21 protein-coding genes, 1 pseudogene and 1 riboswitch are annotated in these 20,819 nt (G+C 63.9%); of the genes and pseudogenes, 10 read left to right on the forward strand and 12 right to left on the reverse strand.

Annotated features, from left to right (window positions below; translation table 11 throughout):
* Positions 1 to 538 (forward strand): annotated as a pseudogene (locus HP499_RS06585) (MFS transporter); the annotation flags it as partial.
* A 583-nt stretch (positions 539 to 1,121) separates the two neighbouring features.
* A complete protein-coding gene (locus HP499_RS06590) occupies positions 1,122 to 2,843 on the forward strand; it encodes a DEAD/DEAH box helicase (RefSeq protein ID WP_172323100.1) in 1,722 nt (573 codons plus the stop codon).
* A 140-nt stretch (positions 2,844 to 2,983) separates the two neighbouring features.
* Here HP499_RS06590 and HP499_RS06595 read toward each other — a convergent pair whose 3' ends face one another.
* From HP499_RS06595 to HP499_RS06615, 5 genes are all read right to left on the reverse strand, one after another.
* On the reverse strand, positions 2,984 to 3,634 hold the full coding sequence (locus tag HP499_RS06595) for an MBL fold metallo-hydrolase (RefSeq protein WP_172323102.1): 651 nt from the start codon (positions 3,632 to 3,634) through the stop codon (positions 2,984 to 2,986).
* Positions 3,635 to 3,639: 5 nt separating this feature from the next.
* Positions 3,640 to 4,644 (reverse strand): aldo/keto reductase, encoded by a 1,005-nt coding sequence (locus HP499_RS06600; RefSeq protein ID WP_172323104.1) that lies wholly within the window; start codon positions 4,642 to 4,644, stop codon positions 3,640 to 3,642.
* Positions 4,645 to 4,840: 196 nt separating this feature from the next.
* The gene (locus HP499_RS06605) at positions 4,841 to 5,215 is read right to left on the reverse strand and encodes a multidrug efflux SMR transporter (RefSeq protein WP_216659802.1); all 375 of its coding nucleotides are present in this window, start codon (positions 5,213 to 5,215) and stop codon (positions 4,841 to 4,843) included.
* 2 nt (positions 5,216 to 5,217) lie between these two features.
* A complete protein-coding gene (locus HP499_RS06610; protein WP_172323106.1) occupies positions 5,218 to 5,532 on the reverse strand; it encodes a multidrug efflux SMR transporter in 315 nt (104 codons plus the stop codon).
* A 9-nt stretch (positions 5,533 to 5,541) separates the two neighbouring features.
* A riboswitch (guanidine-III (ykkC-III) riboswitch) is annotated at positions 5,542 to 5,607 on the reverse strand.
* A 57-nt stretch (positions 5,608 to 5,664) separates the two neighbouring features.
* Entirely contained in the window at positions 5,665 to 6,309 is a 645-nt protein-coding gene (locus HP499_RS06615) for a HutD family protein (protein ID WP_172323108.1), read from the reverse strand.
* A 97-nt stretch (positions 6,310 to 6,406) separates the two neighbouring features.
* Between HP499_RS06615 and HP499_RS06620 the strand changes: the two genes are divergently transcribed.
* The 3 genes from HP499_RS06620 to HP499_RS06630 all read left to right on the forward strand — a co-directional run bounded on the left by HP499_RS06620 (position 6,407) and on the right by HP499_RS06630 (position 8,152).
* Complete coding sequence (locus HP499_RS06620; RefSeq protein WP_172323110.1) at positions 6,407 to 7,003, forward strand: phosphoribosylanthranilate isomerase; 597 nt, start codon at positions 6,407 to 6,409, stop codon at positions 7,001 to 7,003.
* Between the two features lie 210 nt (positions 7,004 to 7,213).
* Positions 7,214 to 7,663 (forward strand): SRPBCC domain-containing protein, encoded by a 450-nt coding sequence (locus HP499_RS06625; protein ID WP_172323112.1) that lies wholly within the window; start codon positions 7,214 to 7,216, stop codon positions 7,661 to 7,663.
* Positions 7,664 to 7,750: 87 nt separating this feature from the next.
* Positions 7,751 to 8,152, forward strand: a complete 402-nt coding sequence (locus HP499_RS06630) for a YccF domain-containing protein (protein ID WP_011776159.1) — start codon at positions 7,751 to 7,753, stop codon at positions 8,150 to 8,152.
* A gap of 13 nt (positions 8,153 to 8,165) precedes the next feature.
* On the opposite strand, the gene HP499_RS06635 is transcribed toward HP499_RS06630, so the two are convergent.
* The 4 genes from HP499_RS06635 to HP499_RS06650 all read right to left on the reverse strand — a co-directional run bounded on the left by HP499_RS06635 (position 8,166) and on the right by HP499_RS06650 (position 13,016).
* Positions 8,166 to 9,863, reverse strand: a complete 1,698-nt coding sequence (locus HP499_RS06635) for an exo-alpha-sialidase (RefSeq protein WP_172323114.1) — start codon at positions 9,861 to 9,863, stop codon at positions 8,166 to 8,168.
* Between the two features lie 10 nt (positions 9,864 to 9,873).
* Positions 9,874 to 10,629 (reverse strand): 2-phosphosulfolactate phosphatase, encoded by a 756-nt coding sequence (locus tag HP499_RS06640; RefSeq protein WP_375154244.1) that lies wholly within the window; start codon positions 10,627 to 10,629, stop codon positions 9,874 to 9,876.
* Between the two features lie 50 nt (positions 10,630 to 10,679).
* The gene (locus HP499_RS06645; protein ID WP_172323116.1) at positions 10,680 to 11,549 is read right to left on the reverse strand and encodes a DUF4031 domain-containing protein; all 870 of its coding nucleotides are present in this window, start codon (positions 11,547 to 11,549) and stop codon (positions 10,680 to 10,682) included.
* 132 nt (positions 11,550 to 11,681) lie between these two features.
* Positions 11,682 to 13,016: an FAD-binding oxidoreductase gene (locus HP499_RS06650; RefSeq protein ID WP_172323118.1), complete on the reverse strand. Its 1,335-nt coding sequence runs from the start codon at positions 13,014 to 13,016 to the stop codon at positions 11,682 to 11,684.
* Between the two features lie 336 nt (positions 13,017 to 13,352).
* On the opposite strand from HP499_RS06650, the gene HP499_RS06655 reads away from it, so the two are divergent.
* The 4 genes from HP499_RS06655 to HP499_RS06670 are packed head-to-tail and all read left to right on the forward strand — an operon-like array spanning position 13,353 to position 16,485.
* The gene (locus tag HP499_RS06655) at positions 13,353 to 13,763 is read left to right on the forward strand and encodes a molybdopterin-binding protein (protein WP_172323120.1); all 411 of its coding nucleotides are present in this window, start codon (positions 13,353 to 13,355) and stop codon (positions 13,761 to 13,763) included.
* Complete coding sequence (modA, locus tag HP499_RS06660) at positions 13,760 to 14,566, forward strand: molybdate ABC transporter substrate-binding protein (protein ID WP_172323122.1); 807 nt, start codon at positions 13,760 to 13,762, stop codon at positions 14,564 to 14,566. The genes HP499_RS06655 and modA overlap by 4 nt, the downstream gene beginning before the upstream one ends.
* A gap of 12 nt (positions 14,567 to 14,578) precedes the next feature.
* The gene (locus tag HP499_RS06665; RefSeq protein WP_216659803.1) at positions 14,579 to 15,394 is read left to right on the forward strand and encodes an ABC transporter permease; all 816 of its coding nucleotides are present in this window, start codon (positions 14,579 to 14,581) and stop codon (positions 15,392 to 15,394) included.
* On the forward strand, positions 15,391 to 16,485 hold the full coding sequence (locus HP499_RS06670; protein WP_172323126.1) for a sulfate/molybdate ABC transporter ATP-binding protein: 1,095 nt from the start codon (positions 15,391 to 15,393) through the stop codon (positions 16,483 to 16,485). Before HP499_RS06665 ends, HP499_RS06670 begins: the two co-directional genes overlap by 4 nt.
* 24 nt (positions 16,486 to 16,509) lie before the next feature.
* Here the strand turns inward: HP499_RS06670 and HP499_RS06675 are convergent, their stop codons facing one another.
* The gene (locus HP499_RS06675) at positions 16,510 to 17,127 is read right to left on the reverse strand and encodes an MSMEG_1061 family FMN-dependent PPOX-type flavoprotein (RefSeq protein ID WP_172323128.1); all 618 of its coding nucleotides are present in this window, start codon (positions 17,125 to 17,127) and stop codon (positions 16,510 to 16,512) included.
* A 103-nt stretch (positions 17,128 to 17,230) separates the two neighbouring features.
* A complete protein-coding gene (locus HP499_RS06680) occupies positions 17,231 to 17,566 on the reverse strand; it encodes a hypothetical protein (protein ID WP_172323130.1) in 336 nt (111 codons plus the stop codon).
* Between the two features lie 218 nt (positions 17,567 to 17,784).
* Here HP499_RS06680 and clpB point away from each other — a divergent pair, with 218 nt between their 5' ends.
* On the forward strand, positions 17,785 to 20,442 hold the full coding sequence (clpB, locus tag HP499_RS06685) for an ATP-dependent chaperone ClpB (RefSeq protein WP_172323132.1): 2,658 nt from the start codon (positions 17,785 to 17,787) through the stop codon (positions 20,440 to 20,442).
* A gap of 96 nt (positions 20,443 to 20,538) precedes the next feature.
* On the opposite strand, the gene HP499_RS06690 is transcribed toward clpB, so the two are convergent.
* The coding region (locus tag HP499_RS06690) for a septum formation family protein (RefSeq protein ID WP_172323133.1) at positions 20,539 to 20,819 on the reverse strand (281 nt) is incomplete at its 5' end.

Genomic DNA, 20,819 nt, shown 5'->3' on the forward strand with positions numbered 1-20,819 from the left:
TGCTGCGTTGGCCTGGGCGGGGGCGTCCGCAATCCAAGGCCGGCTGGGTGCCCGCTTGGCTGACGATCTCGCCGTGAAGATCGGAGCTGCGCTGGTGTTGGTGGCCGTCATCTCCACGCTGGTGACGGCCGCGTTTGCCCTGCCCGCGGCTGTGGCAGTTGGCGGGTGGATCCTTGCCGGCGCCGGGATGGGCCTTATGTATCCGCGGCTCTCCGTGATGACCTTGGCGCTCTCCAGCGAGGAAAACCAAGGCTTCAACAGTGCAGCCATGTCCATTTCCGACTCCCTCGGCGGCGCACTCTCCCTCGCACTTACGGGGCTGGTGTTCGCGGCATTTACGACGAACCCGTTTGCGGGGGTCTTCGCACTCACGGCGGTTATCGCCGTCGTCGGGGTTGTTATTGCGCCGCGGGTCGCTGCCCGGGCGGGCGCTCGGCAGGGCGCTCGTCAGGGCGCTCGTCAGGGCGCTCGGCAGGGCGCTACCCCTGCCGAAGCAAGTACACCCGACGCCAAATCCGAACTCACGCACCACGCCTGACCCCTTTATGGCAGTTGGTTGTGGGGCCTGCTTTGCGGGGTATTTGTGCCCGGGAGGGTGCAGAGTGGGCCTCGCAAGGTGTGGGGGTTGGTTGTGGGGCCTGCTTTGCAGGGTATTTGTGCCTGGGAGGGTGCAGATCAGGCCCCGCAAGGTGTGGGGGTTGGTTGTGGGGCCTGCTTTGCGGGGTATTTGTGCCCGGGAGGGTGCAGAGTGGGCCTCGCAAGGTGTGGGGGTTGGTTGTGGGGCCTGGTCTGCGGGGTATTTGTGCCCGGGAGGGTGCAGATCGGGCCCCGCAGCGGGAGCCTGACCAGCGCCGATGCGGGCCCGCAGGAGAAAGACTGCTAAGCTAGGAACACTTGATGTGCGGTGACGCCCTGAAGCAGGTGGCCTGAAAGGCTGCGCGGCGGGGCATTTTTCATGTGAGAGGCACATCCTGCGTCGATGAACGCGTTCTATTTGGTCCCGGCCACCGCTGTTGAAGCGAATCGGTAGACCACCTGACTTTTCCTCGGCGAACCCCTGGCCCAACCGGCGTCGGGGGCCGATGTCCGCAATTGGACACCGCCCGAAAGACATGAAGTTTATGACTACTTTTGCTGCCCTTGGCACGCCCAAGCCCATTGCCGAATCCCTCGCCGCAGATGGCATCGAAGAGGCATTCCCCATCCAGGTGAAGACCCTCCCGGATACGCTCGCAGGCCGCGACGTCCTGGGCCGGGGCCGCACCGGCTCCGGCAAGACCATCGCTTTCGCCATCCCGCTCGTGGCCCGCTTGGCCGAGCGCGAAGCAAAGCACTTCCGCAAGCCCGGCCGCCCCATGGGCCTCGTCCTTGCGCCGACGCGTGAACTGGCAACACAGATCAACGCCACCATCGAGCCGCTTGCCAAGGCCATGGGCCTGAACACCACGGTCATCTACGGCGGCATCTCCCAGGCACGCCAGGAAAAGGCGCTGCGCGCCGGCGTCGACATCGTCATCGCCTGCCCGGGCCGCCTCGAAGACCTGATCCGCCAGCGCATCCTGACCCTCGAAGCTGTTGAGGTCACCGTCCTGGACGAGGCAGACCACATGGCTGACCTCGGCTTCCTCCCGGTCGTCAAGAAGCTCATGGACATGACCCCCACCCAGGGTCAGCGCCTGCTCTTCTCCGCAACGTTGGACAACGGTGTTGACAAGCTGGTCAACCGTTACCTTTCCAACCCGCTGACGCACTCCGTGGACGATCCCCAGGCCGCTGTCACCACCATGGAACACCACGTCCTGGTGGTCAACGACCAGACCGTCAAGAAGCAGCTCATTGTTGAACTGGCCTCCGGCGCCGGCCGCCGCGTCCTCTTCATGCGGACCAAGCACCACGCCCGCAAGCTTGCCAAGACCCTCACCGACGCCGGCATTCCCGCCGTCGACCTTCACGGCAACCTGTCGCAGAACGCCCGCGACCGCAACCTTGCCGAGTTCTCCAACGGTGACGTTCGCGTCCTGGTGGCTACCGACGTCGCAGCCCGCGGCGTGCACGTTGACGACGTCGAGCTCGTCATCCACGTGGACCCGCCCACAGAGCACAAGGCCTACCTGCACCGCTCAGGCCGTACGGCCCGCGCCGGTTCCGATGGCACCGTGGTCACCCTGACGCTTCCCGAGCAGCAGAGCGACGTCAAGAAGCTCATGAAGGCTGCCGGCGTCGACGTTTCGTTTGAACGCGTCACCGCCAGCTCACCCCTGGTTTCGAAGCTCGTAGGCGACATCGCGGACAAGGTTGATCCCCGCACCCGTGCGGCCCTCCTCGCTGCGAAGACCCAGCAGGGTGGCGGCACGTCCACCGGCGCCAACGCCCAGCGCAAGCGCGCACGCCGTTCCACGCAGGCTGCTCCTACTGCTGGTGGCCGTGGCGGTCGCAACGGACGCGGCAAGGTCGCGGCTGAGCCGGTTCGCACGGACGTCAACCGCGCTGAGCGTCGCGCAGCAATGAACGACGACGTCGCCCGCAGCCCCCGTGGTCGCGGCAAGTCCGCTTCCACTCACCGCAATGACGTTCCCGGCTCGCAGGGGCAGAACGGTCGCAGCGGGCGTCCGGCTACCGGCCAGCGCTCAGCTTCAGCTCCGCGCACGGCATCCACCACCAGCACCCGCACCGGTGGGAACAAGGCTGTTTGGTCTTCTGCAACGGGCGCTACGTCCGGTGGATCCTACGGTTCGGGTGCCTCCGGCAACTCCGGCCGCGGTGGATCCGGTGCAGGTCGTCCGGCACGCAGCGGTCCCCGCCGCGCATCGGCACCGGCATCGAACGAGCGTCGCGGCCGCTAACTTCACGTTGTGAGGCCCGCTCTGCGCTCTATTCCCGGGGTTTGGGACGCAGAGCAGGCCCCGCAAGTTTGAGTCTCGCGTTTGTGAGGCCCGCTCTGCGCGCTATTCCTTGGGTTTGGGACGCAGAGCAGGCCCCGCAATCACCAGCCTCGGGCGCGCCACTCCTCAAGGTGTGGCCGCTCGGCGCCGAGGGTCGTGGGCATCCCATGGCCCGGGTGCACCAGGGTTTCGTCCGGATATGCGTCGAACAGTCGCTCCGAAACGTCGTTCAACAGAGAAGTGAAACGTTCGGAATCGTTCTGTGTGTTGCCGACGCCTCCCGGAAACAACGAGTCCCCACTGAAAATGTGGGCCGGCCCGTCCGGATCCTGGTACACGAAAGCGATCGAGCCCGGGGTGTGTCCGCGCAAGTGGATTGCCCTGACCTCAAGGTCGTCGAACCGCTCAACGTCGCCGTGACCAAGCCGGACATCCACCGGAACCGGCAACGCATCGGCGTCGTCCGCTCCCGCTGAGGTGCTTGCGCCGGTGACTTCCACCAGCTCAGCCAGGGCCCGGACGTGATCCCAGTGCTGGTGGGTGGTGGCGATCCTGGCCAACTTGGTTTCAACCTGGGAATCTGCGGTGCTGTCTTCGAGGAGCTGCCGAATGGCCGGAAGGTCGTCGGCAGCATCGATCAACAACTGCGCACCCGTGGACTTTGAGGTCAGCAGGTACACGTTGTTGTTCATCTCGCTGACCGAGATGCTGCGGATGGTGACCTCACGCAATGAGTGAATAAGCGAATCCATGCGCATCAGCCTACGTTGTTGGCTTCGCGGCCCTGTGAAACCCAGTTCGGGTCAGCAGAGCGTGAACCCACGACGGCGGCCGCAGCTTGGTCGAGCTTCTCAAGCTGCGCTGTTCCCAGTTGCAGGGACAGTGCTCCAAGGTTCTCGTCGATCCGATGCGTTTTACGCGTGCCGGGGATGGGAACCACGGAAATCCCGAGGCGCTGACCTTGGGCAAACAGCCAAGCCAGGGCTACCTGGGCCGGAGTTGCATCCAGCCCGCTGGCTACCTCGCGGACCGCGGCCACCACGGCCTGGTTCGCATCAAGTGCCTCTTCACCAAAGCGGGGGATCTTATGGCGGAAGTCATTTTCTCCAAGGTCGCCCGAGCTGACGGTTCCCGTAAGGAATCCGCGGCCCAGAGGCGAATAAGGCACAAACCCAACGCCAAGTTCCTTGGCTGCAGGTACAACGTTGAGCTCAACATCCCTGCTCCAGATCGACCACTCGCTCTGGACCGCGGCAATGGGATGGACAGCGTTGGCCTGCCTGAGCTCCTCGGCTGTCACTTCCGATAATCCGAGGTGCCGGACCTTGCCCTCTCGGACCAGCTCCGCCATAGCCTCCACGGTTTCCACTATCGGAACGCGGAGGTCACGGCGGTGCATGTAGTAGAGGTCAATCACGTCAGTGCCCAGGCGGCGGAGGCTCGCTTCCGCCGCTTGCCTGATGTAGGGCGCATCCCCGCGGACACCCGTGTACCCGTCCGCGGGGTTGCCCTCAATTCCGAACTTCGTGGCCACTTGGATCTCGTCGCGCCGCTCTTTCAAGAGCCTGCCCACGAGTTCCTCGTTGCTGCCCGCGCCGTACACATCTGCGGTATCGATGAACGTGATGCCCGCGTCCACCGCATGCCTGAGTGTGTTCAAGCCTTCCTCGGGCTCGATTCCCCCATAGACAGGGGTAAGTGCCATTCCGCCGAAGCCGAGGGGGCTGACCTTGAGGCCGTCGCCAAGCTGAACTGCAGTCATTAACTACTCCAATGCGCGTAGGTGTTCCAAGAGCCCTTTGTTGGCGTGAACCCGATGAAGGCGGACGGTATTCCTGCTGGGGGAGTGGACGTGGGTTAGCTGGGGCGGTCCGACCGATTCGATGGTTCGCTGCTCACTCGATGGTAGGAGACGTCTAATGCGCTGCTAGCCATCGAAACGGAGCGACCGGGGGAAGCTACTCGGCGTTGGCTGCAGGCTTATCGGCAGGCAGGGCCTTCAAACCGGCAGCACAGCCCACGATTCCCGCGATGAACAGCAGCTTCAGCGGGCTCGCGGATTCCACACCCGTGAGCATGGCCCAGCCAACCGTCAATGCAGCGCCGATACCCACCCACACTGCGTAGGCGGTACCAAGGGGGATGCGCTTCACAGCGATGCCCAGTCCGAGCATGCTCAAGACTGCGGTGATTGCGAAGACCACCGTGGGCATGAGTTGTGTGAAGCCGTTGGACAGGCCCAATGCCGTGGCCCAGACGGCTTCGAGCAGAGCCGAGGCCAGGAGGATGATCCAGAAAATCCCGTTGCCGGTGTTCTTGGTGTTTGCAGTCATGGCTATGCCACCACCTTCAGACCGACCACGCATGCGCCGATGCCCGCAAGCAGAAGCAGCCGGGCCGTCGTCGCGCGTTCAACCTTGGTGACCATCGCGTACGTGGCAGTCAGGACGACGCCGACGCCTACCCACACTGCGTAAGCAGTGCCCGTGGGGATGGACTGCATGGCGATGGCGAGTCCTGCCATGCTGGCAATGACCGACACCAGGAACACGACGGTAGGTACGGGTTTACGGAAGCCTTTGGAACGGTGGAGCGCTGCGGCCCACACGGCCTCGAGAGCTCCGGAAAGAATGAGAATTATCCACGACATGACATTTCCTTTGGCCAGTCTTGTCGCGTTCCGGGTACTGAACCGTCGTCCGGAGGTTCCAGAGCGGAACCTTCATTTCAGGCTAGCAACTACTGCACGCGGTGGCCACTTCTGGTGGCTAACGTCACCAACCTAGGCGTGGGCTTCCAAGTGGTCGATTGAGATGACCGCGATGAAGCCGCGGCCCGAGATTTCCGGGCTGCGGGTATCGGAGCCGACCACGGCGTCATACCGTGAGAGCTCAACAGGCTCGGCTGCGCTGGGTGCCGGGGCGTCGCCGTCGGACTCTTCCTCCACAGTTGACGTAGCCTCCGCGACCGCGCCAGGTGCGACGGTGGCCTTGCCTTCAAGCAGAACAGCAAGCTGGCCGTCGAACACTGGGTGGGCCCGCTTCTTCGAGATCTCCACAATGGACGTGTAGCCCTTGAAGGCGCCCTCGCGTGCAATGACGTTCAGATCCCGGATGTCCCCGGTAGGAAGCGTGGCCGACGACAAAGCCTCGCCCGAGAAACGGAAGGGCCGATACTTCTCCAGCGGGTGCTCCGAGCCGTCCACGGAGAGCAGCAGCAGTTCGCCGTCGATGATGGTGATAACCCGCTCCATACCGGGAAAGACGGAGAAATCGCCGGCTTTGGAGACGTCGGCGATGCTGACGCGCCAGTCCCATGCCCCGTCCTGGGCTGATGCTGCCTTGGGATGGCTGGCGAGTTCGCGCGTCACCCCACCGCCGTTGCGCCACGGCTCGGGACGGATGTCGGCAAAGCGAATGATCTCCATCCGACCAGCCTAGTGGTGGACATAGCTTCTGCGTTCGCATTCCGGCTTGCTAACGTCATATGTGGAAAACGTTGCGAGTTTGGCTGGAGGCACGGGAATGTTCGTCAAAGTGTGCGGATTGAGCACGCCGGAATCCCTTAGTGAGGCCGTCGACGCCGGTGCGGATGCGGTGGGATTCGTCCTTACCGCCAGCCCGCGCGAAGTCAGCCCGGAACAGGTCCGAATCCTGCTTCCCTTGGTGCCGGCCGGGGTCCATCCCGTGGGGGTTTTTCGGCACGAATCTGCCGCTGATGCCGTTGAAACAGCCCGAGCGGCAGGCCTCGAGTGGGTTCAGCTCCATGGTCACCGCACGGCCGAGGACGTAAAGACAGTGCACGACGCCGGGATGCGGCTCATCAGGGCCGTCACCATGGGTGCCCCTGAAGACGAGTTCGCCGATCTGGGCGAGGAGCTCTTCCTGGTTGATGCCGCCGTGCCGGGGTCGGGGGAGTCCTGGGACTACGCTTCTGTCCGGGCGAAGGGGCTTGATGGCCGCGAGTGGCTGCTCGCCGGCGGGCTGGAGTCCGGCAACGTGGCCTTTGCGGCAACCGCGGCCGGCGCCTGGGGAGTTGACGTGTCATCGGGCGTGGAGTCTTCCCGCGGGGTTAAGGACCTGGCCAGGATCCGCGCGTTCGTCCAAGCCGCCAAGGCCTGATCCTCTCTCACGTCCCGTTGGTTTTCTGGCGATCCTCTCTCACGTCCCGTTGGGATGTGGGAGAGGGATGGTGGAAACCTACGGTTTAGTGGGAGAGGGATGGTGGGATCCGGCGGGGATGTGGGAGAGCGTATAGCTGTCACTGGCACCCCATAGAATCGCTTCCAACATCCCGATTCACCGGAAACCACGAAAACCAGGAGTCAAGCAATGAGCACCGAACACTTCACCCTGACCATGAGCCGTGAGTTTGACGCCCCTCGCGAGAAGGTTTTCGACGCATGGATGGATCCGGACAAGCTCGCACAGTGGTTTGGCCCCGTGGAGGTGGAGGCGCCCCGCGAGAAAATCATTGTTGAGCCGCGGGTGGGCGGCATCTGGCAGGTGGTCATGGTGTGGTCGGATGAGAACGGCGAGCAGGAGGCACCCATCGAAGCTGTGATCTCGGAGCTGGAACCCCCGGTCCTCCTGGTGGCCAAGGCCAAGGCCGCTCCGGATGCCGACCACGAATTCGAGGAGATGCGCTTGGAATTCGAAGACCTCAACGGCCGCACGCGCATGAATGTCACGCAGGGCCCTTTCGAATCCCAGGAGTGGGTGGACATGACCCGTGACGGCTGGGGAACCTCGTTCGACAAGCTGGATGAGCTCCTGGCTTAGCGGGCAGTGGAACGCCGGATTAGTTAAGGGAAGATTCAGGGCAGACCCCTAGGCTTTTTGTCAGCCCCACAGTGGAGAATGGGGACTATGAAAACGCTCCTTAACATCATCTGGCTTGTCTTCGGTGGGTTCTGGCTGGCTTTGGGTTACTTCGCGGCCGGCATTATTTGCTGCGTGCTCATTGTGACCATCCCGTGGGGCATCGCGTCGTTCCGGATCGGTGCCTACTGCCTGTGGCCCTTCGGTCAAATGGTGGTGGAGAAGCCGGGCGGTGCAGGGGTGTTCGCTCTCCTCGGCAACGTGATCTGGCTGCTCGTTGCGGGTATCTGGATCGCGATCGGCCACGTGGTCACCGCCTTTGCCATGGCCATCACCATCATCGGGATCCCGCTGGCCATCGCCAACCTGAAGTTGATCCCGGTGTCCTTGATGCCGCTGGGCAAGCAGATTGTGCCGACCAACCAGCCGTTCGTCAGCACCTACCGCTAGGAAGCACCTACCGCTAAGAGGTCTCCACGGCACCGGTGCGCAGATCGAAACTAAACCGTCGCACCACACGCACGGCCCCGCCGTCGGCCTCCAGCGTGAACGCGACTTCCAGCGTGCTCCGGTCAAGATCCTCGTCCGTGACGGTGTAGGTCGGCGTGAAGTACAGGAGGTGCTTGCCCGGCAGCAGGTTTGCGGGCGGGAAGTCGGCATGGTTGGTGTGCGGTCCGTGAAGTACGACGCCGGTCATCGCCCGGGTGCCGCCGTTGCGGACCCGCCCGGTGAACGCGAGGATGTCCCCGGCTTTGTAGCCGGAAATGATAGGTCCGTAGTTGAGGTCTTGGGCTTCACGGGTGCCGAGGACCTGGTTTCCGGCGTAGCCTTGGCCGATTTCCTTCCACGTTTGCACGTCCCACTGGCCGTCGCTGGTAGACGGAACCACATGGAATTCACCTGCGTTCTGCCATTCGACAGGACGGCCGGGGGTGATGGATCGCAGTTCCATGTCGAAAACCACGTCGCCGGGTTCCGCGCCAGCCCGGCAATTGGAGGAAAGGCCTGCCCCATCAGCAGATCCAGACCCTCCCAACTGATTCGTCAACTGCTCCGCAGGGATGGACGCGAACACGATCTCCCGGTAGCCCTGCCGCTCATACAACACCCCGATGTTCCCGTCGGGCAAGCGAGTCGCCGTGGAGTAGGCCGAACTTCCGGGGCACACCACCAGCTTGGCCGGCCAGGTGGCGCCGTTGTCGGGCGAGAGGCTGAGTACCGTGTTCCGGCGCAGGTGCGGGTCCTGGTTGTTGCTGGCGATCAGCCAACGGGATGTGCCGGGTTCCGAGAGTGGCATGCCCGGCTGCCCGTCAAAGCGGGTCAGCGAGCCGTTGTCGCTGGGATCGGGAAGATCTTCAACCGGCTGAAGCGGGCTCCATGACAGCCCGCCGTCCTCCGAGATTGACCATAGGCGGCACGGCGTCGCCCGGGAATGAAGCAGGAGCCGGCCGTCGTCCAGGCACACCACCTTGTTTTCGTTGGGACCGGTCCCGGATGGGCCATCACCGATCAATTTTCCCAAAACCCAGGTGTCACCGTGGTCGTCGCTGAACGCAGAGGCGGCCATGATGGTCCCCTCCACGAGAACTACGTACTGCTGAACCAGCCTGCCCTTGAACGGTCCGGTGTGGACGTGGATTCCTTGTCCTGCCGCCGCGAACAGGCCGCTGATTCCGGGGTGAGCCGACTTGAGCTGTGCGGTGAGCCGACGATGCTGCCAAGTGTCGCCGTCGTCGTCTGAGTAGCTGACGTCCGCGTGCTGGATGTCGTCGTCCGGCGCGAGACCGGGGACGGCCTCGAAGAAGCCGGCGTGGGTTCCGGCCGCGTGGAACATGAAGATGCGTCCGGTCCGGGCGTCCACCAGCAGGCTGGGATCACCGAATCCCTGCAGTCCGGTCCCTGTCCGAACCACCTGCTGAGGGCCCCAGGTGAGCCCGTTGTCCGTGCTGCGGCGCAGGAGGAGATCAATGGGGTTGGGGAGGTCGTCCAGGTTTGGCCGGCCGTCGTAGGCAGCCAGCAGTGTGCCCCGCATACTGACGGCGAGCGCAGGGATGCGGTACTGGCGGTAGCCGCCGACGCCACGGACTGCCAGGACGTGTTCGAGGTCGGGGACCGCCAGGGGCAGCTCGGGGCTCGCATCGGCATGGAGGTAGGAGGTCATACCTCCTAGTCTAGGGCGTCTGAAATGCCCCGTTCAGCAGCAATGCCACCACAGAACTGCCATCCAGTTCCGCTGCAATAGTGACGTCCTCGGCATAACCGGCGTCGATCAATTCCCGGCCGCTGGAGCAACTGCGCAACATTTCTGTCAGTCGGGGTCGGGCGGCACCGAACGAAACAGCAGCCATCTCAGCTTCGGGAGAAAGGCCGCCACGCCCGGCATTTGCCAGGCCGGCAATGAACGCGCCCGCACCGAGTTGATCCTCCAACGACGGCCGCAACGCTCCGTCCGTCCATTTTTCACCTGCTGCGATCACGGCGATCACGGCGTCAAAGGGCAGGGTGGCGTGGACCCAGCGGGCCGTTGCGGCGGCGTTTCGGAGTGAGACAGCCACTACCTTGGATGCCGATGCCGCGAGCTCATGGCTGATTGTTGAACCGTTGGGGGAGGGGAGGACCACGCGCTCCAGCGTGCCCGCAGTGCGGAGGCTGGAAGGGGAAAGGCTCAAGCCCCCGGTGTTCCTCGGCCCGGCCAGCAAAGCCTGATGATGAGCCGCAAAATCAGTCGCTGATGCGTCCCGATGAGGATAGGGAAACACCATCGCCCCGCGCTCAACCGCAACACTGACACACGTAGTGAAGGACAGGACGTCGACCACCACCGCGAGGTCGGCTCCGGGCACTACCGCACGGGCGCCGTCGAGCCCCCATTCAAACCGGACCGCGAACGGAAGTTGCCGCTGCGGCACGCCAAGCTCGCCTGGCACACCAGGCTCGCCCGGCTCGCCGGGCACCCCCGCCACACCCGGGGAACCGCTCACGCGAGTTCCGCCGTGAGGTTGCGCCGCGCGGCGTCGAGCCAGAGCCCTTTGGCTCGTTCCCCATGGAACAGCGGGTCCAAGCCAAGGAGGTGACGCACGACGGCGGCACGACCCTTCGCGAAGTCGTCGTCGCTGACGTGGGCGTAGTCTTCGCGGACGGCGGCCAGGTAGCGCGCATAGGCTTGCTGGTCGCCGCCGAGGACTGAGAGGTCCGCGTCGCAGAGGAGCGCCCCGGCATGGTCATCCGCTTCCGGGGAGTGGTTGGAGGTGAGCCTGACGAGCCGGGCTACCTCGGCCACGTCGGCAGGGGCGAGGCCCGCGGCCGAGAGCCGATCCTCCGCCAGCACGGCTGAGTCTTCCTCATCCTGGCCGGCCACACCTTCGTAGACAGCGTCGTGGAACCATGCTGCCAAGGAGACGGTCCGGGCAGGTACGGCGGGTTCGGTCAGGACGTCGAGGGCCTCGAGAACTGCCAAAAGGTGGGTGCGGCTATGGTACTTCCTGCCGTCCTCACCCCAGCGTTCCAACAGTTCCAACCCCAACTCCTCGTGGCCGGGGAGAGTGCTGTTCCACCGCTCCATCAACGGGACCGTGAGGGCTTTGCTCCGTTCGCGCGCCGGGATCCGAAGGCCGCTTGCAATGAGTTTGCGGACCAGGATGCGGGCCTCCACGGGTATGGCACCGGCGAGGACGAGGTCATCGTAGCGGCGTTCCGGGACGTCGTAGTGGTCGCCGTCGAATGCCCTGTCCGGGACCCCGGCAGCGGCGGCGAATGCATGAAGCTCATCCAGTGATGAATCCGATACCAAGTGCGAAAAAACGGTCCCGTGTGCGGGCCATAGGGGCGGATCAATGTAGACGGCCATTGCCAAAGTGTAGTCCCAAGTGATCCTCCCCAGTTGCCGGCCATCGGGACGTCTACCGCCGTGCTGCCGCCCCGGAAATCCGGGCTTCACTGTCCGAACTGTTCACGGCAACTGGGAAGGAGCGTGGGGATCTCAGTGCTGGGCGGGCAGGATGTTCTGGTTTCCGCGGAACACGTTGTCGGGATCGAACTCGCGCTTGACCAGGGAGAGCCTGCGATAGTTCTGCTCTCCGTAGGCCGCCATGATCCTGTCCTGGCCTTCGTCGCCGATGAAGTTCAGCCACACCCCGCCCGTGGTGTGCGGGGCAATATCCTGGCGGAACTGCTTGACCCAGGCCTTGGCTTCCTGCCCGCCCTCCGGCGTTTCAGCCAGGCCGAAGGGGTGACTGACCCATGCTGCGCCACGATGCTGCAACGGTGTGTTCGCGGCTGCGGGCCCGCCCACTGCTCCTCCCCAGCGTGCCACCAGTTGTTGGGAGTTCGGTCCGGGAAGCCGCTGCGCCGAGTCCACCAGAAGATCCAGCGCATCATCAGAGAGCTCATTGTGGTAGTCGGCGCTCCAGTAGTTGTAGAGATCCGGAGGGTCGTCGATCATGCACTGGAAGTCCGCATAACCCATGGGGGAGACCAGGTCGACTGAGGGGCCCAGCTCCTTGAAGGGCCGGGCATGCTCCAAGCCCGCTTCAACGTCTCCCGCATAGAGGTAAGCCATCCCTATCGCCATTTTGCCCACCATGTCTTCGGGAATGAACTCTTCCGGAGGTGCGGTGAGGTACACCAGCGCCGTGCCGACGGCGTCGGGAGCGTCAAGGGCGATCTGCCGGTAGGCCCGGGACAAGTCAGCGGCGTCCTCGCCGGGGAACAGCATCAGGCCGGCCATGACTGTTGGCCCAAGATCGTGCAGTTTGAAGGTCAAGGATGTTGCGACGCCGAAGTTCCCGCCGCCGCCGTGAAGTCCCCAGAACAGCTCCGGGTTCTCGCCTGGACTGGCTGTCACCTGCTCCCCGGACGCTGTCACGAGGTCCACCGAAAGCAGGTTGTCGCAGGCGAAACCGTAGGAGCGCTCCAGCCACCCCGAGCCCCCGCCCAAGGTGAATCCGGAAACACCCGTGGTGGAGGCGCGCCCGCCGGTAACGGCCAGGCCATATTGCTGGGTAGCGCGGTCGAACTCGCCCCAGGTGAGGCCGGCGCCGGCTGTGGCGGTCTTCGCTTCGGTATTGACGCTGATTGACTTCATGGGACGGACGTCGATGACCAGGCCGTCGTCGTTGGTGGACATGCCGGCCACGGAATGCCCGCCGGATCTCACTGCTACGTCGAGGTTGTGGTTGTGCGCGTAGCTGAGGGCTTCAGCCACCTCGGCGGGATCAGAGCATTTGGCGATGACAGCCGGCCTGCGGTCGATCATCGCATTGAAGAGTTTCCGGGCCTCGTCATAGTTGGGGTTGTCCGGACGAATCCATTCCATGGGACGCTCCTTCGCGCCTAAGACTCTCTCCCTAGAACAGGGTACGGCGGCGGGTCCGTCGGGGCTAGAGCCCGGGGCGCCCCGATGAGGAAGAGTACGACGACGGCGGCGCACCACTTCGCGCCCACCGCACCAGTGCTTACGGTTGCCTCGCGCGGGTAACGGTGCGCCGGTGACGCCAAACGGGTGGGCCGGGCGCCAAGGGTACGGCAACCCGGCCGCAGTACCTCCCCATCGCTGTGCTGGTTGCGCCGGAACCGAGGGCGTGCCCAGTAATAATTGAATTGCGAAGAAATCAGCCCCGTCAAGACGCATTTACGGAACTACACTGGTCCCATGCCGCAAATACGAATCTCCGAGGCCGCCCGCTTCCTGGGTGTCAGTGACGACACCGTCAGGCGCTGGACCGAGAACGGAACGCTGACCGCGCAGAAGGATCCGGCCGGGCGACTTGCCGTGGATGGCCTGGAACTCGCAACACTTGCCCGCGACCAGTCCCATCTCCCGGATGACCCCGCCCGGGTTGGAAGTTCGGCCCGGAACCGCTTCGTTGGCTTGGTCACAGGAATCACCGCGGACAAGGTCATGGCGCAAGTGGAGCTTCAATGCGGCCCTTTCCGGGTGGTGTCACTCATGAGCAGTGAAGCCGTGCGCGAGCTCGGGCTGGAGCTCGGATCGGTAGCCACCGCTGTAGTCAAGGCCACCACAGTCATCATCGAGACTCCGCAGGGAAAGAGCATCATATGAGCATCACCGGTCATCGACTCAGACTCATGGCACTGTTGCTTGCCGGCGCCCTCTCAACGGCCCTCGCAGGCTGTGCAGCGGACATTTCAACACCTGCGGCCCCCTCAGCCGGTGCCTCGTCCCCGCTGTCCGGCGAGATCACTGTTTTCGCAGCGGCGTCCCTGAAAACGACCTTCACTCAATTGGCCCAGGACTTTGAGGCAAAGAACCCCGGAACCAAGGTCAATCTGAGCTTCGCCGGTTCCTCGGACTTGGTCACGCAGATTTCGCAGGGCGCCCCCGCGGACGTGTTCGCCTCCGCTGACACCAAGAACATGACCAAGCTTGCCGACGCCCAGCTCGTGGAAGGCACCGCCGTCAACTTTGCCACCAACATCCTGGAGATCGCCGTCCCACCCGGCAATCCGGCGTCGATCTCTTCCTTTGCTGACCTGGCCAAACCCGGTGTCAAGGTGGTGACCTGCGCCAGCCAGGTTCCTTGCGGAGCGGCCACTGAGGCTGTTGAAAAGGCCTCCGGAACTACCCTGAGCCCCGTCAGTGAGGAATCATCCGTGACCGATGTCCTGGGCAAAGTCACCTCCCAGGAAGCGGACGCGGGGCTGGTCTACGTAACGGATATCAAGGGAGCGGGCAGCAAGGTCAAGGGCATCCCCTTCCCGGAATCGGACAAGGCCGTCAATACCTACCCGATTGCCGCCGTTGGCACCAGCAAGAAGAAGGAGCTGGCTGCTGCCTTCATTGCCATGGTCACGGGCGACGACGGCAGGAAGATCCTTGCCGACGCCGGCTTCGGCACGCCGTAACCGGGGATCGTGATGAAACGCATCGGCTCCAGCTACCACGGCATCCCGTCGTGGGTCTTTGTCATCGCCGGCGTCGGGGGATTGCTGGTGGTCCTTCCACTGGTGGCGATGCTGGCCAAGGTCAACTGGCCGCAGTTCATTCCCCTCATCACCTCCGAATCCTCGCTGGCAGCGCTGGGCCTGAGTTTGCGGACCTCGGCTGCAAGTACTGTGCTCTGCATCGTGCTGGGAGTGCCCCTGGCCTTGGTACTGGCCCGCGGCGAGTTCCCCGGACAGCGGTTGCTCAGGGCGTTTGTGCTCTTACCGCTGGTTCTTCCTCCGGTGGTCGGGGGCATTGCCCTCCTGTACACCTTCGGGCGGCAGGGCCTCTTGGGTAAGCCATTGGAGGCCGCGGGGATCCAGATTGCGTTTTCCACTACGGCGGTGGTCCTGGCCCAGACCTTTGTGGCCCTGCCGTTCCTTGTGGTCAGTCTTGAAGGGGCGCTGCGATCCGCCGGAAACAAGTACGAAGCGGTGGCAGCCACGCTTGGGGCCCGGCCCACAACAGTCCTTCGTCGTGTCACCCTTCCACTGGTTTTGCCAGGGCTGGCGTCCGGCGCTGTTTTGTCCTTCGCGCGCAGCCTGGGCGAGTTTGGTGCCACGCTGACCTTCGCGGGAAGCCTGGAGGGGGTAACCCGGACGTTGCCGCTGGAAATCTATCTGCAGCGTGAGACCGACGCCGATGCCGCCGTCGCGTTGTCCCTGGTCCTGGTGGCGGTAGCAGTTGCCGTGGTGGGGCTCAGCTATGGCAACAGGCAGCGCAACAAGCCCGTGGAGGTCCAGCCATGAGCTTCGAATTCCAGGCCAGCCTCGCCGCCAGAAACTTCCACATGTCCCTCAATCTCAGCGACGGCGAGACCGTTGCCATCCTGGGGCCCAACGGGGCCGGGAAGTCGACACTTCTGGGGGTCATCGCCGGCCTGCTGCGGCCCGACTCCGGCAAGGCGACCATGGGCGGGGCGACGAACGGGAACAGCAACAGGACCTTGTTCAACCTCGACGGCGGCACTCGCCTGTGGAGCCCGCCGCACCTCAGGGGGACTGCCTTGCTGGCGCAGGACGCGCTCCTGTTTCCCCATCTGAATGCCTTGGACAACGTTGCCTTCGGTCCGCGCAGCGCGGGGGCTTCGAAGAGGGCGGCCCGGGAAACGGCGCAGCACTGGCTGACGGAAGTGGAGGCGTTGCCCTTGGCCGGCCGCAAACCGGCTCAATTATCCGGCGGTCAGGCGCAGCGCGTTGCCGTGGCCCGTGCCCTCGCTGCCGAGCCCGAGCTCCTACTCCTGGACGAGCCCATGGCAGCGTTGGACATCCACGCAGCCCCGCTGTTGCGCCGTGTCCTCAAGCGGGTGCTGCAGGATCGCAAAGCCATCATCGTGACGCACGACGTCCTGGATGCCTACATGTTGGCCGACCGCGTCATTGTGGTCGAAAGCGGCAGCATCGCAGAAGAAGGCCCCACCCGACGTGTCCTCGAACGGCCCAGAAGCCACTTTGCCGCTGGGTTGGCCGGGCTGAACCTGGTCACCGGCACCCTCACCAGCGAGGGAATCACGACGCCGGATGGCCGGGTCTTCGCCGGCAGGCACGATCCCGAGTGGTCACCCTTGCCCGGTCAGGCAGGCGTGGCCGCTTTCCCGCCGTCGAGCGTTTCCGTCTTTCCGGGCGAGGTGCACGGAAGTCCCCGCAACTCCTTCCCTGTGGTCATCACGGACCTCGAGCCGCACGGCGACCAGATCCGTGTGCGTGCACGCTCCGGTGCGTCGGAACAGGCCCTCTCGGCTGACATCACCCCTGCGGCCTCCGCCGATCTGGGCCTGGTGCCGGGCATGGACGTGAGGTTCGTGGTCAAGTCCGCGCTGGTCTCGGTGTACCCCTCCTGAGATCCGCCGCCCGTCAGGCGCCGGTCAGTCCTTGTACATCCTCTCGGCGTAGGACGGTCCGTAGTAGGACTCCAGGTCTGCCAGCGGTGTCTCGGGTTGGGTGTAGGTCTGTGCCAGGATCGCGATGCTGGGCAGGCCTTCCGGATCCCAGGTTTCGGGCTGCCACAGGCCACTCCGCATGAAAGCCTTGCCGCAATGGGTAAATACTTCCTCTACGGAAACCACCACGGCTGCGCGGGGCCGGTGCCCCTTGACCACCATGTGATCGAAGAAGTCTGCGTCCCGGATAATCTGTGCCGTGCCGTTGATCCGCAGGGTGTCCGTCCGGCCCGGGACGACCGACAAGATGCCGACGTTCGCGTTCTCGAGGATGTTGTGGAAGCCGAAGGCCAGCCGGTTTCCGGGGCGCTCCGGGATGGCAACAGTGTGCTCATCCAGGACGTGGATGAATCCAGCAGGGTCTCCCTTGGGCGAGGCGTCTACCCGGCCCAGCGCATCGGTAGTCGAAAGCACGCAAAAAGGACTGGCTGCCAGCCACTGGCGATCGAAATCGCTGAGCGAAGTACGGACCTTCTTCCGCACGCGGTCAAGGGGGAGTCCTATGAGGTCTTCGAGTTCTTCCGGGCTTGAAATGGTATCCATGGCCACAGCCTACGGGTGTTCTTTGCCCTGCGGAGCGTCTGCAACCGTTCCCGCCTTCCGCGCCCATGAGTACGGTCGCGGCAGGCGGGAACTGGTGCGATACCTACATCCCGGGGATGTCCAGTGCCTCATAAACCTGGATGGACGCTCCCGGCATCATCAGATGTGGATGCCCTTCAAGGAGTGCCAACGCGGCGTCCATGCTGTCGGCTTGAAGGATGGTGTAACCGGCTACGTCGGCGGCCGAATCCGAGACTCCGGAAGTGCCGATCTCTTTACCCCCACCCAGGGGCGTGCCAAGGTCGACAATGCCGTCGCCCGCCTTTTCCGCCCAGTCCATCCAGACCTTCATGCCTTCCGCCGCCGACTCCGGTGAGCTGTCCTGCATCGCCGATTCTGCGGACTGAGGAGCAGTGTAAAGCACCATGTACTTTGTCATGTCGGTTCCTTTTTTCGAAGTTTTGCCGGGCCTGCGGGAAGGCCGTTCCGCCCGGTCACAGCCTGATCGTAGACCCCTGTTATTCACATAGCCATGGTTTTATCTGGACACTGGTTTCGCCGTGGGCAAACATGGAACCCAGTGGACCAAAAATCAAAGTTGAGCGTAGTAGACTCAACTTTGTAAGCATTGGATCCACTCCAGAAAGGGAGCACTCTTTGGACGTCAAATTCACCACCAAAAGCCAGGAGGCCCTTTCTGCGGCCGCCATGAATGCCTCCACTGCCGGCAACCCGCAGCTGGAGCCTGCGCACCTGTTGAAGGCGCTGATGGACCAGCGTGAAGGCGTTGCCGTGGCACTTCTGCGTGCCACCGGAGCCGATCCGGATGCCGTGAGTGTGCAGGCCAGTTCCGCTATCAAGGCACTCCCGTCGTCGTCGGGAAGTTCCGTCCAGCAGGCCCAAATGTCACGCCAATCGGTGCAGGCCATCCAGGCTGCCCAGAACGAGGCCGACAAGCTCGGCGACTCCTTCGTCTCCACTGAACATCTGCTGCTGGGCCTTTCGGCCGGAAGTGACGCGGTGGGGAAGTTAATGCGCGACGCCGGGGCCTCCCATGAGGCGCTGCTCGCCGCCCTGCCGGGTGTCCGCGGAGACAGGAATGTCAACTCCCCGGACCCGGAGAACACCTTCCAGGCGCTGGAGAAGTTCGGCACGGACCTTACGGCGGTAGCGCGTTCGGGCAAGCTGGACCCGGTCATCGGCCGTGACAGCGAGATCCGCCGCGTTGTTCAGGTGCTAAGCCGTCGCACAAAGAACAACCCTGTACTCATCGGTGAGCCGGGCGTTGGTAAGACAGCCGTGGTCGAGGGTCTTGCTCAGCGTATGGTGGCCGGCGATGTCCCGGAGAGCTTGCGCGGCAAGACGCTCATTGCTTTGGACCTCGCCTCCATGGTGGCCGGGGCGAAGTATCGCGGCGAGTTTGAGGAACGCCTTAAGGCTGTCCTTGAGGAGATCAAGAACTCCAACGGGCAGATCGTCACTTTCATCGACGAAATCCACACAGTAGTGGGTGCAGGTGCCACGGGCGAGAGCGCCATGGATGCAGGCAACATGCTCAAACCAATGCTGGCCCGCGGCGAGCTGCGCCTCATCGGCGCCACCACCTTGGACGAGTACCGGGAAAACATTGAGAAGGACCCCGCCCTTGAGCGGCGCTTCCAGCAGGTCTATGTCGGCGAGCCCAGCGTGGAGGACACCATCGGCATCCTTCGTGGACTGAAGGAACGCTACGAGGCACACCACAAAGTGGCCATCGCGGACTCGGCGTTGGTGGCAGCGGCAACCCTGTCGAACCGCTACATCTCTGGTCGGCAGCTTCCTGATAAGGCCATCGACCTCGTGGACGAGGCAGCATCCCGGCTGCGCATGGAGATCGACTCCGCGCCGGAGGAAATCGACCAGCTTCGACGGGCTGTGGACCGTTTGACCATGGAGGAGTTGGCTCTCCAGGGCGAGACGGATCCTGCATCGGTGGAGCGGCTGGCTGCCCTGCGTGCGGACAAAGCGGACAAGAATGAAGAGCTCAGTGCCTTGAACGCGCGCTGGGAAGCAGAGAAAGCCGGACTCAACCGCGTTGGTGACCTCAAGGCCAAGATCGATGAACTCCGTTCAGCCGCGGATAAGTCCCAGCGCGAAGGCGATCTGGAGTCGGCCTCGCGGATCCTCTACGGAGAGCTGCCCGCCCTTGAACGTGAGCTGAGCGCCGCGGCTGAGGAGGAATCAGCGCGAAGTGACTCAAAGCCTGAGCTGATGGTTGCTGAGGACGTCACCGCTGACGATATCGCCGAGGTCATCTCCGCTTGGACCGGCATCCCTGCCGGACGCATGCTCCAAGGCGAATCGCAGAAGCTGCTGCACATGGAAGAAGAACTCGGAAAGCGCCTGATCGGACAGAGCAAGGCTGTGCAGGCAGTCTCTGATGCCGTGCGCCGTGCCCGTGCCGGCATCAGCGATCCCAACCGTCCCACAGGCTCGTTCCTGTTCCTCGGCCCCACCGGCGTCGGCAAGACGGAGCTGGCCAAGGCCTTGGCGGACTTCCTCTTTGACGACGAACGCGCCATGATCCGGATCGACATGTCCGAGTACAGCGAGAAGCATTCGGTAGCCCGCCTGGTGGGTGCTCCTCCGGGATACGTCGGCTACGAGGAAGGCGGCCAGCTCACCGAGGCTGTCCGGCGCAGGCCGTACTCCGTGGTGTTGCTGGACGAGGTGGAGAAGGCCCACCCCGAGGTCTTTGACATCCTTCTGCAGGTGCTCGACGACGGCCGCCTCACCGACGGCCAAGGCCGCACCGTGGACTTCCGCAACACCATTCTGGTGCTCACGTCCAACTCCGGCAGCCAGTTCCTGGTAGACCCGGGCATGGATGCCAAGGCCAAGCGTGATGCAGTCATGGCAGTGGTGCAGGCATCGTTCAAGCCGGAATTCCTGAACCGCCTGGATGAGATCGTGCTCTTCGATCCCCTGACTGTGGAAGAACTGGCCAGGATCGTGGAACTGCACGTAGCCGAGTTGAGCAACCGGCTCCGTGATCGCCGGTTGAGCCTCGAGGTGTCGGACGGAGCCAGGGCATGGTTGGCTATGTCCGGCTTCGATCCCGCGTACGGCGCACGCCCACTTCGCCGGCTGGTCCAGCGTGAAATCGGCGACCGCCTGGCCAAGGAGATCCTTGCCGGTGAAATCACCGACGGAGACACCGTGCTGGTGGACACTGCGGCTGACCTCGACGAACTCACCATTGAGGGGCTGGAGGCACTGGCAGGACCCGACGGCGGCATGCCGGCGGGTGCGGGGCTGACAGTCCGCAGGAAGTAGCGCCCCGCAGGAAGTAGCGCCCGCCGCAGGATTGTCGTCCCGGCCTGAACGGGACTGGCCGAAAGTAGCCCGTCGGATGCAAGTGCAGCCGGCGGGCTACTTCTGCAGGAGGTCTTCCTTGATGGTGTTGCCCGAGTCCACCACGATGAAGCAGTCCAGCCGGCGATCGCCCCGATCCCAACTGGTGGTGCTGGGGTAAACGTTTTGCTGCAGCAGAACGTAGTTCTCGGCTGCCTTGTTGAGCTTTCCAACCGCCGCCTTGCACACCTCCCGACCCTTTTCCCGGAGGGCGTTGGTCCCCGGGAAGGAATCGTCGCCCGGGTACACGTGAATTCCAATGAGCTGCGCTGAGTGTTCGGTATCGCAGGCTACTGCAC

The organism is Paenarthrobacter sp. CM16 (genome assembly GCF_013179505.1).
Taxonomy (GTDB): Bacteria; Actinomycetota; Actinomycetes; order Actinomycetales; family Micrococcaceae; genus Arthrobacter.

Excerpts from the sequence above, each read along its gene's own strand:
- HP499_RS06610 (WP_172323106.1), bottom strand. The coding sequence starts at position 5,532 with ATGTCGTGGATAATTCTCATTCTTTCCGGAGCTCTCGAGGCCGTGTGG.
- HP499_RS06595 (WP_172323102.1), bottom strand. The coding sequence starts at position 3,634 with ATGGATTCGCTTATTCACTCATTGCGTGAGGTCACCATCCGCAGCATC.
- HP499_RS06620 (WP_172323110.1), top strand. The coding sequence starts at position 6,407 with ATGTTCGTCAAAGTGTGCGGATTGAGCACGCCGGAATCCCTTAGTGAG.
- HP499_RS06615 (WP_172323108.1), bottom strand. The coding sequence starts at position 6,309 with ATGGAGATCATTCGCTTTGCCGACATCCGTCCCGAGCCGTGGCGCAAC.
- HP499_RS06675 (WP_172323128.1), bottom strand. The coding sequence starts at position 17,127 with ATGGATACCATTTCAAGCCCGGAAGAACTCGAAGACCTCATAGGACTC.
- HP499_RS06630 (WP_011776159.1), top strand. The coding sequence starts at position 7,751 with ATGAAAACGCTCCTTAACATCATCTGGCTTGTCTTCGGTGGGTTCTGG.
- HP499_RS06670 (WP_172323126.1), top strand. The coding sequence starts at position 15,391 with ATGAGCTTCGAATTCCAGGCCAGCCTCGCCGCCAGAAACTTCCACATG.
- HP499_RS06625 (WP_172323112.1), top strand. The coding sequence starts at position 7,214 with ATGAGCACCGAACACTTCACCCTGACCATGAGCCGTGAGTTTGACGCC.
- HP499_RS06665 (WP_216659803.1), top strand. The coding sequence starts at position 14,579 with ATGAAACGCATCGGCTCCAGCTACCACGGCATCCCGTCGTGGGTCTTT.
- HP499_RS06590 (WP_172323100.1), top strand. The coding sequence starts at position 1,122 with ATGACTACTTTTGCTGCCCTTGGCACGCCCAAGCCCATTGCCGAATCC.
- HP499_RS06600 (WP_172323104.1), bottom strand. The coding sequence starts at position 4,644 with ATGACTGCAGTTCAGCTTGGCGACGGCCTCAAGGTCAGCCCCCTCGGC.
- modA (WP_172323122.1), top strand. The coding sequence starts at position 13,760 with ATGAGCATCACCGGTCATCGACTCAGACTCATGGCACTGTTGCTTGCC.
- HP499_RS06635 (WP_172323114.1), bottom strand. The coding sequence starts at position 9,863 with ATGACCTCCTACCTCCATGCCGATGCGAGCCCCGAGCTGCCCCTGGCG.
- HP499_RS06650 (WP_172323118.1), bottom strand. The coding sequence starts at position 13,016 with ATGGAATGGATTCGTCCGGACAACCCCAACTATGACGAGGCCCGGAAA.
- HP499_RS06605 (WP_216659802.1), bottom strand. The coding sequence starts at position 5,215 with ATGACTGCAAACACCAAGAACACCGGCAACGGGATTTTCTGGATCATC.
- HP499_RS06655 (WP_172323120.1), top strand. The coding sequence starts at position 13,353 with ATGCCGCAAATACGAATCTCCGAGGCCGCCCGCTTCCTGGGTGTCAGT.
- HP499_RS06645 (WP_172323116.1), bottom strand. The coding sequence starts at position 11,549 with ATGGCCGTCTACATTGATCCGCCCCTATGGCCCGCACACGGGACCGTT.
- HP499_RS06680 (WP_172323130.1), bottom strand. The coding sequence starts at position 17,566 with ATGACAAAGTACATGGTGCTTTACACTGCTCCTCAGTCCGCAGAATCG.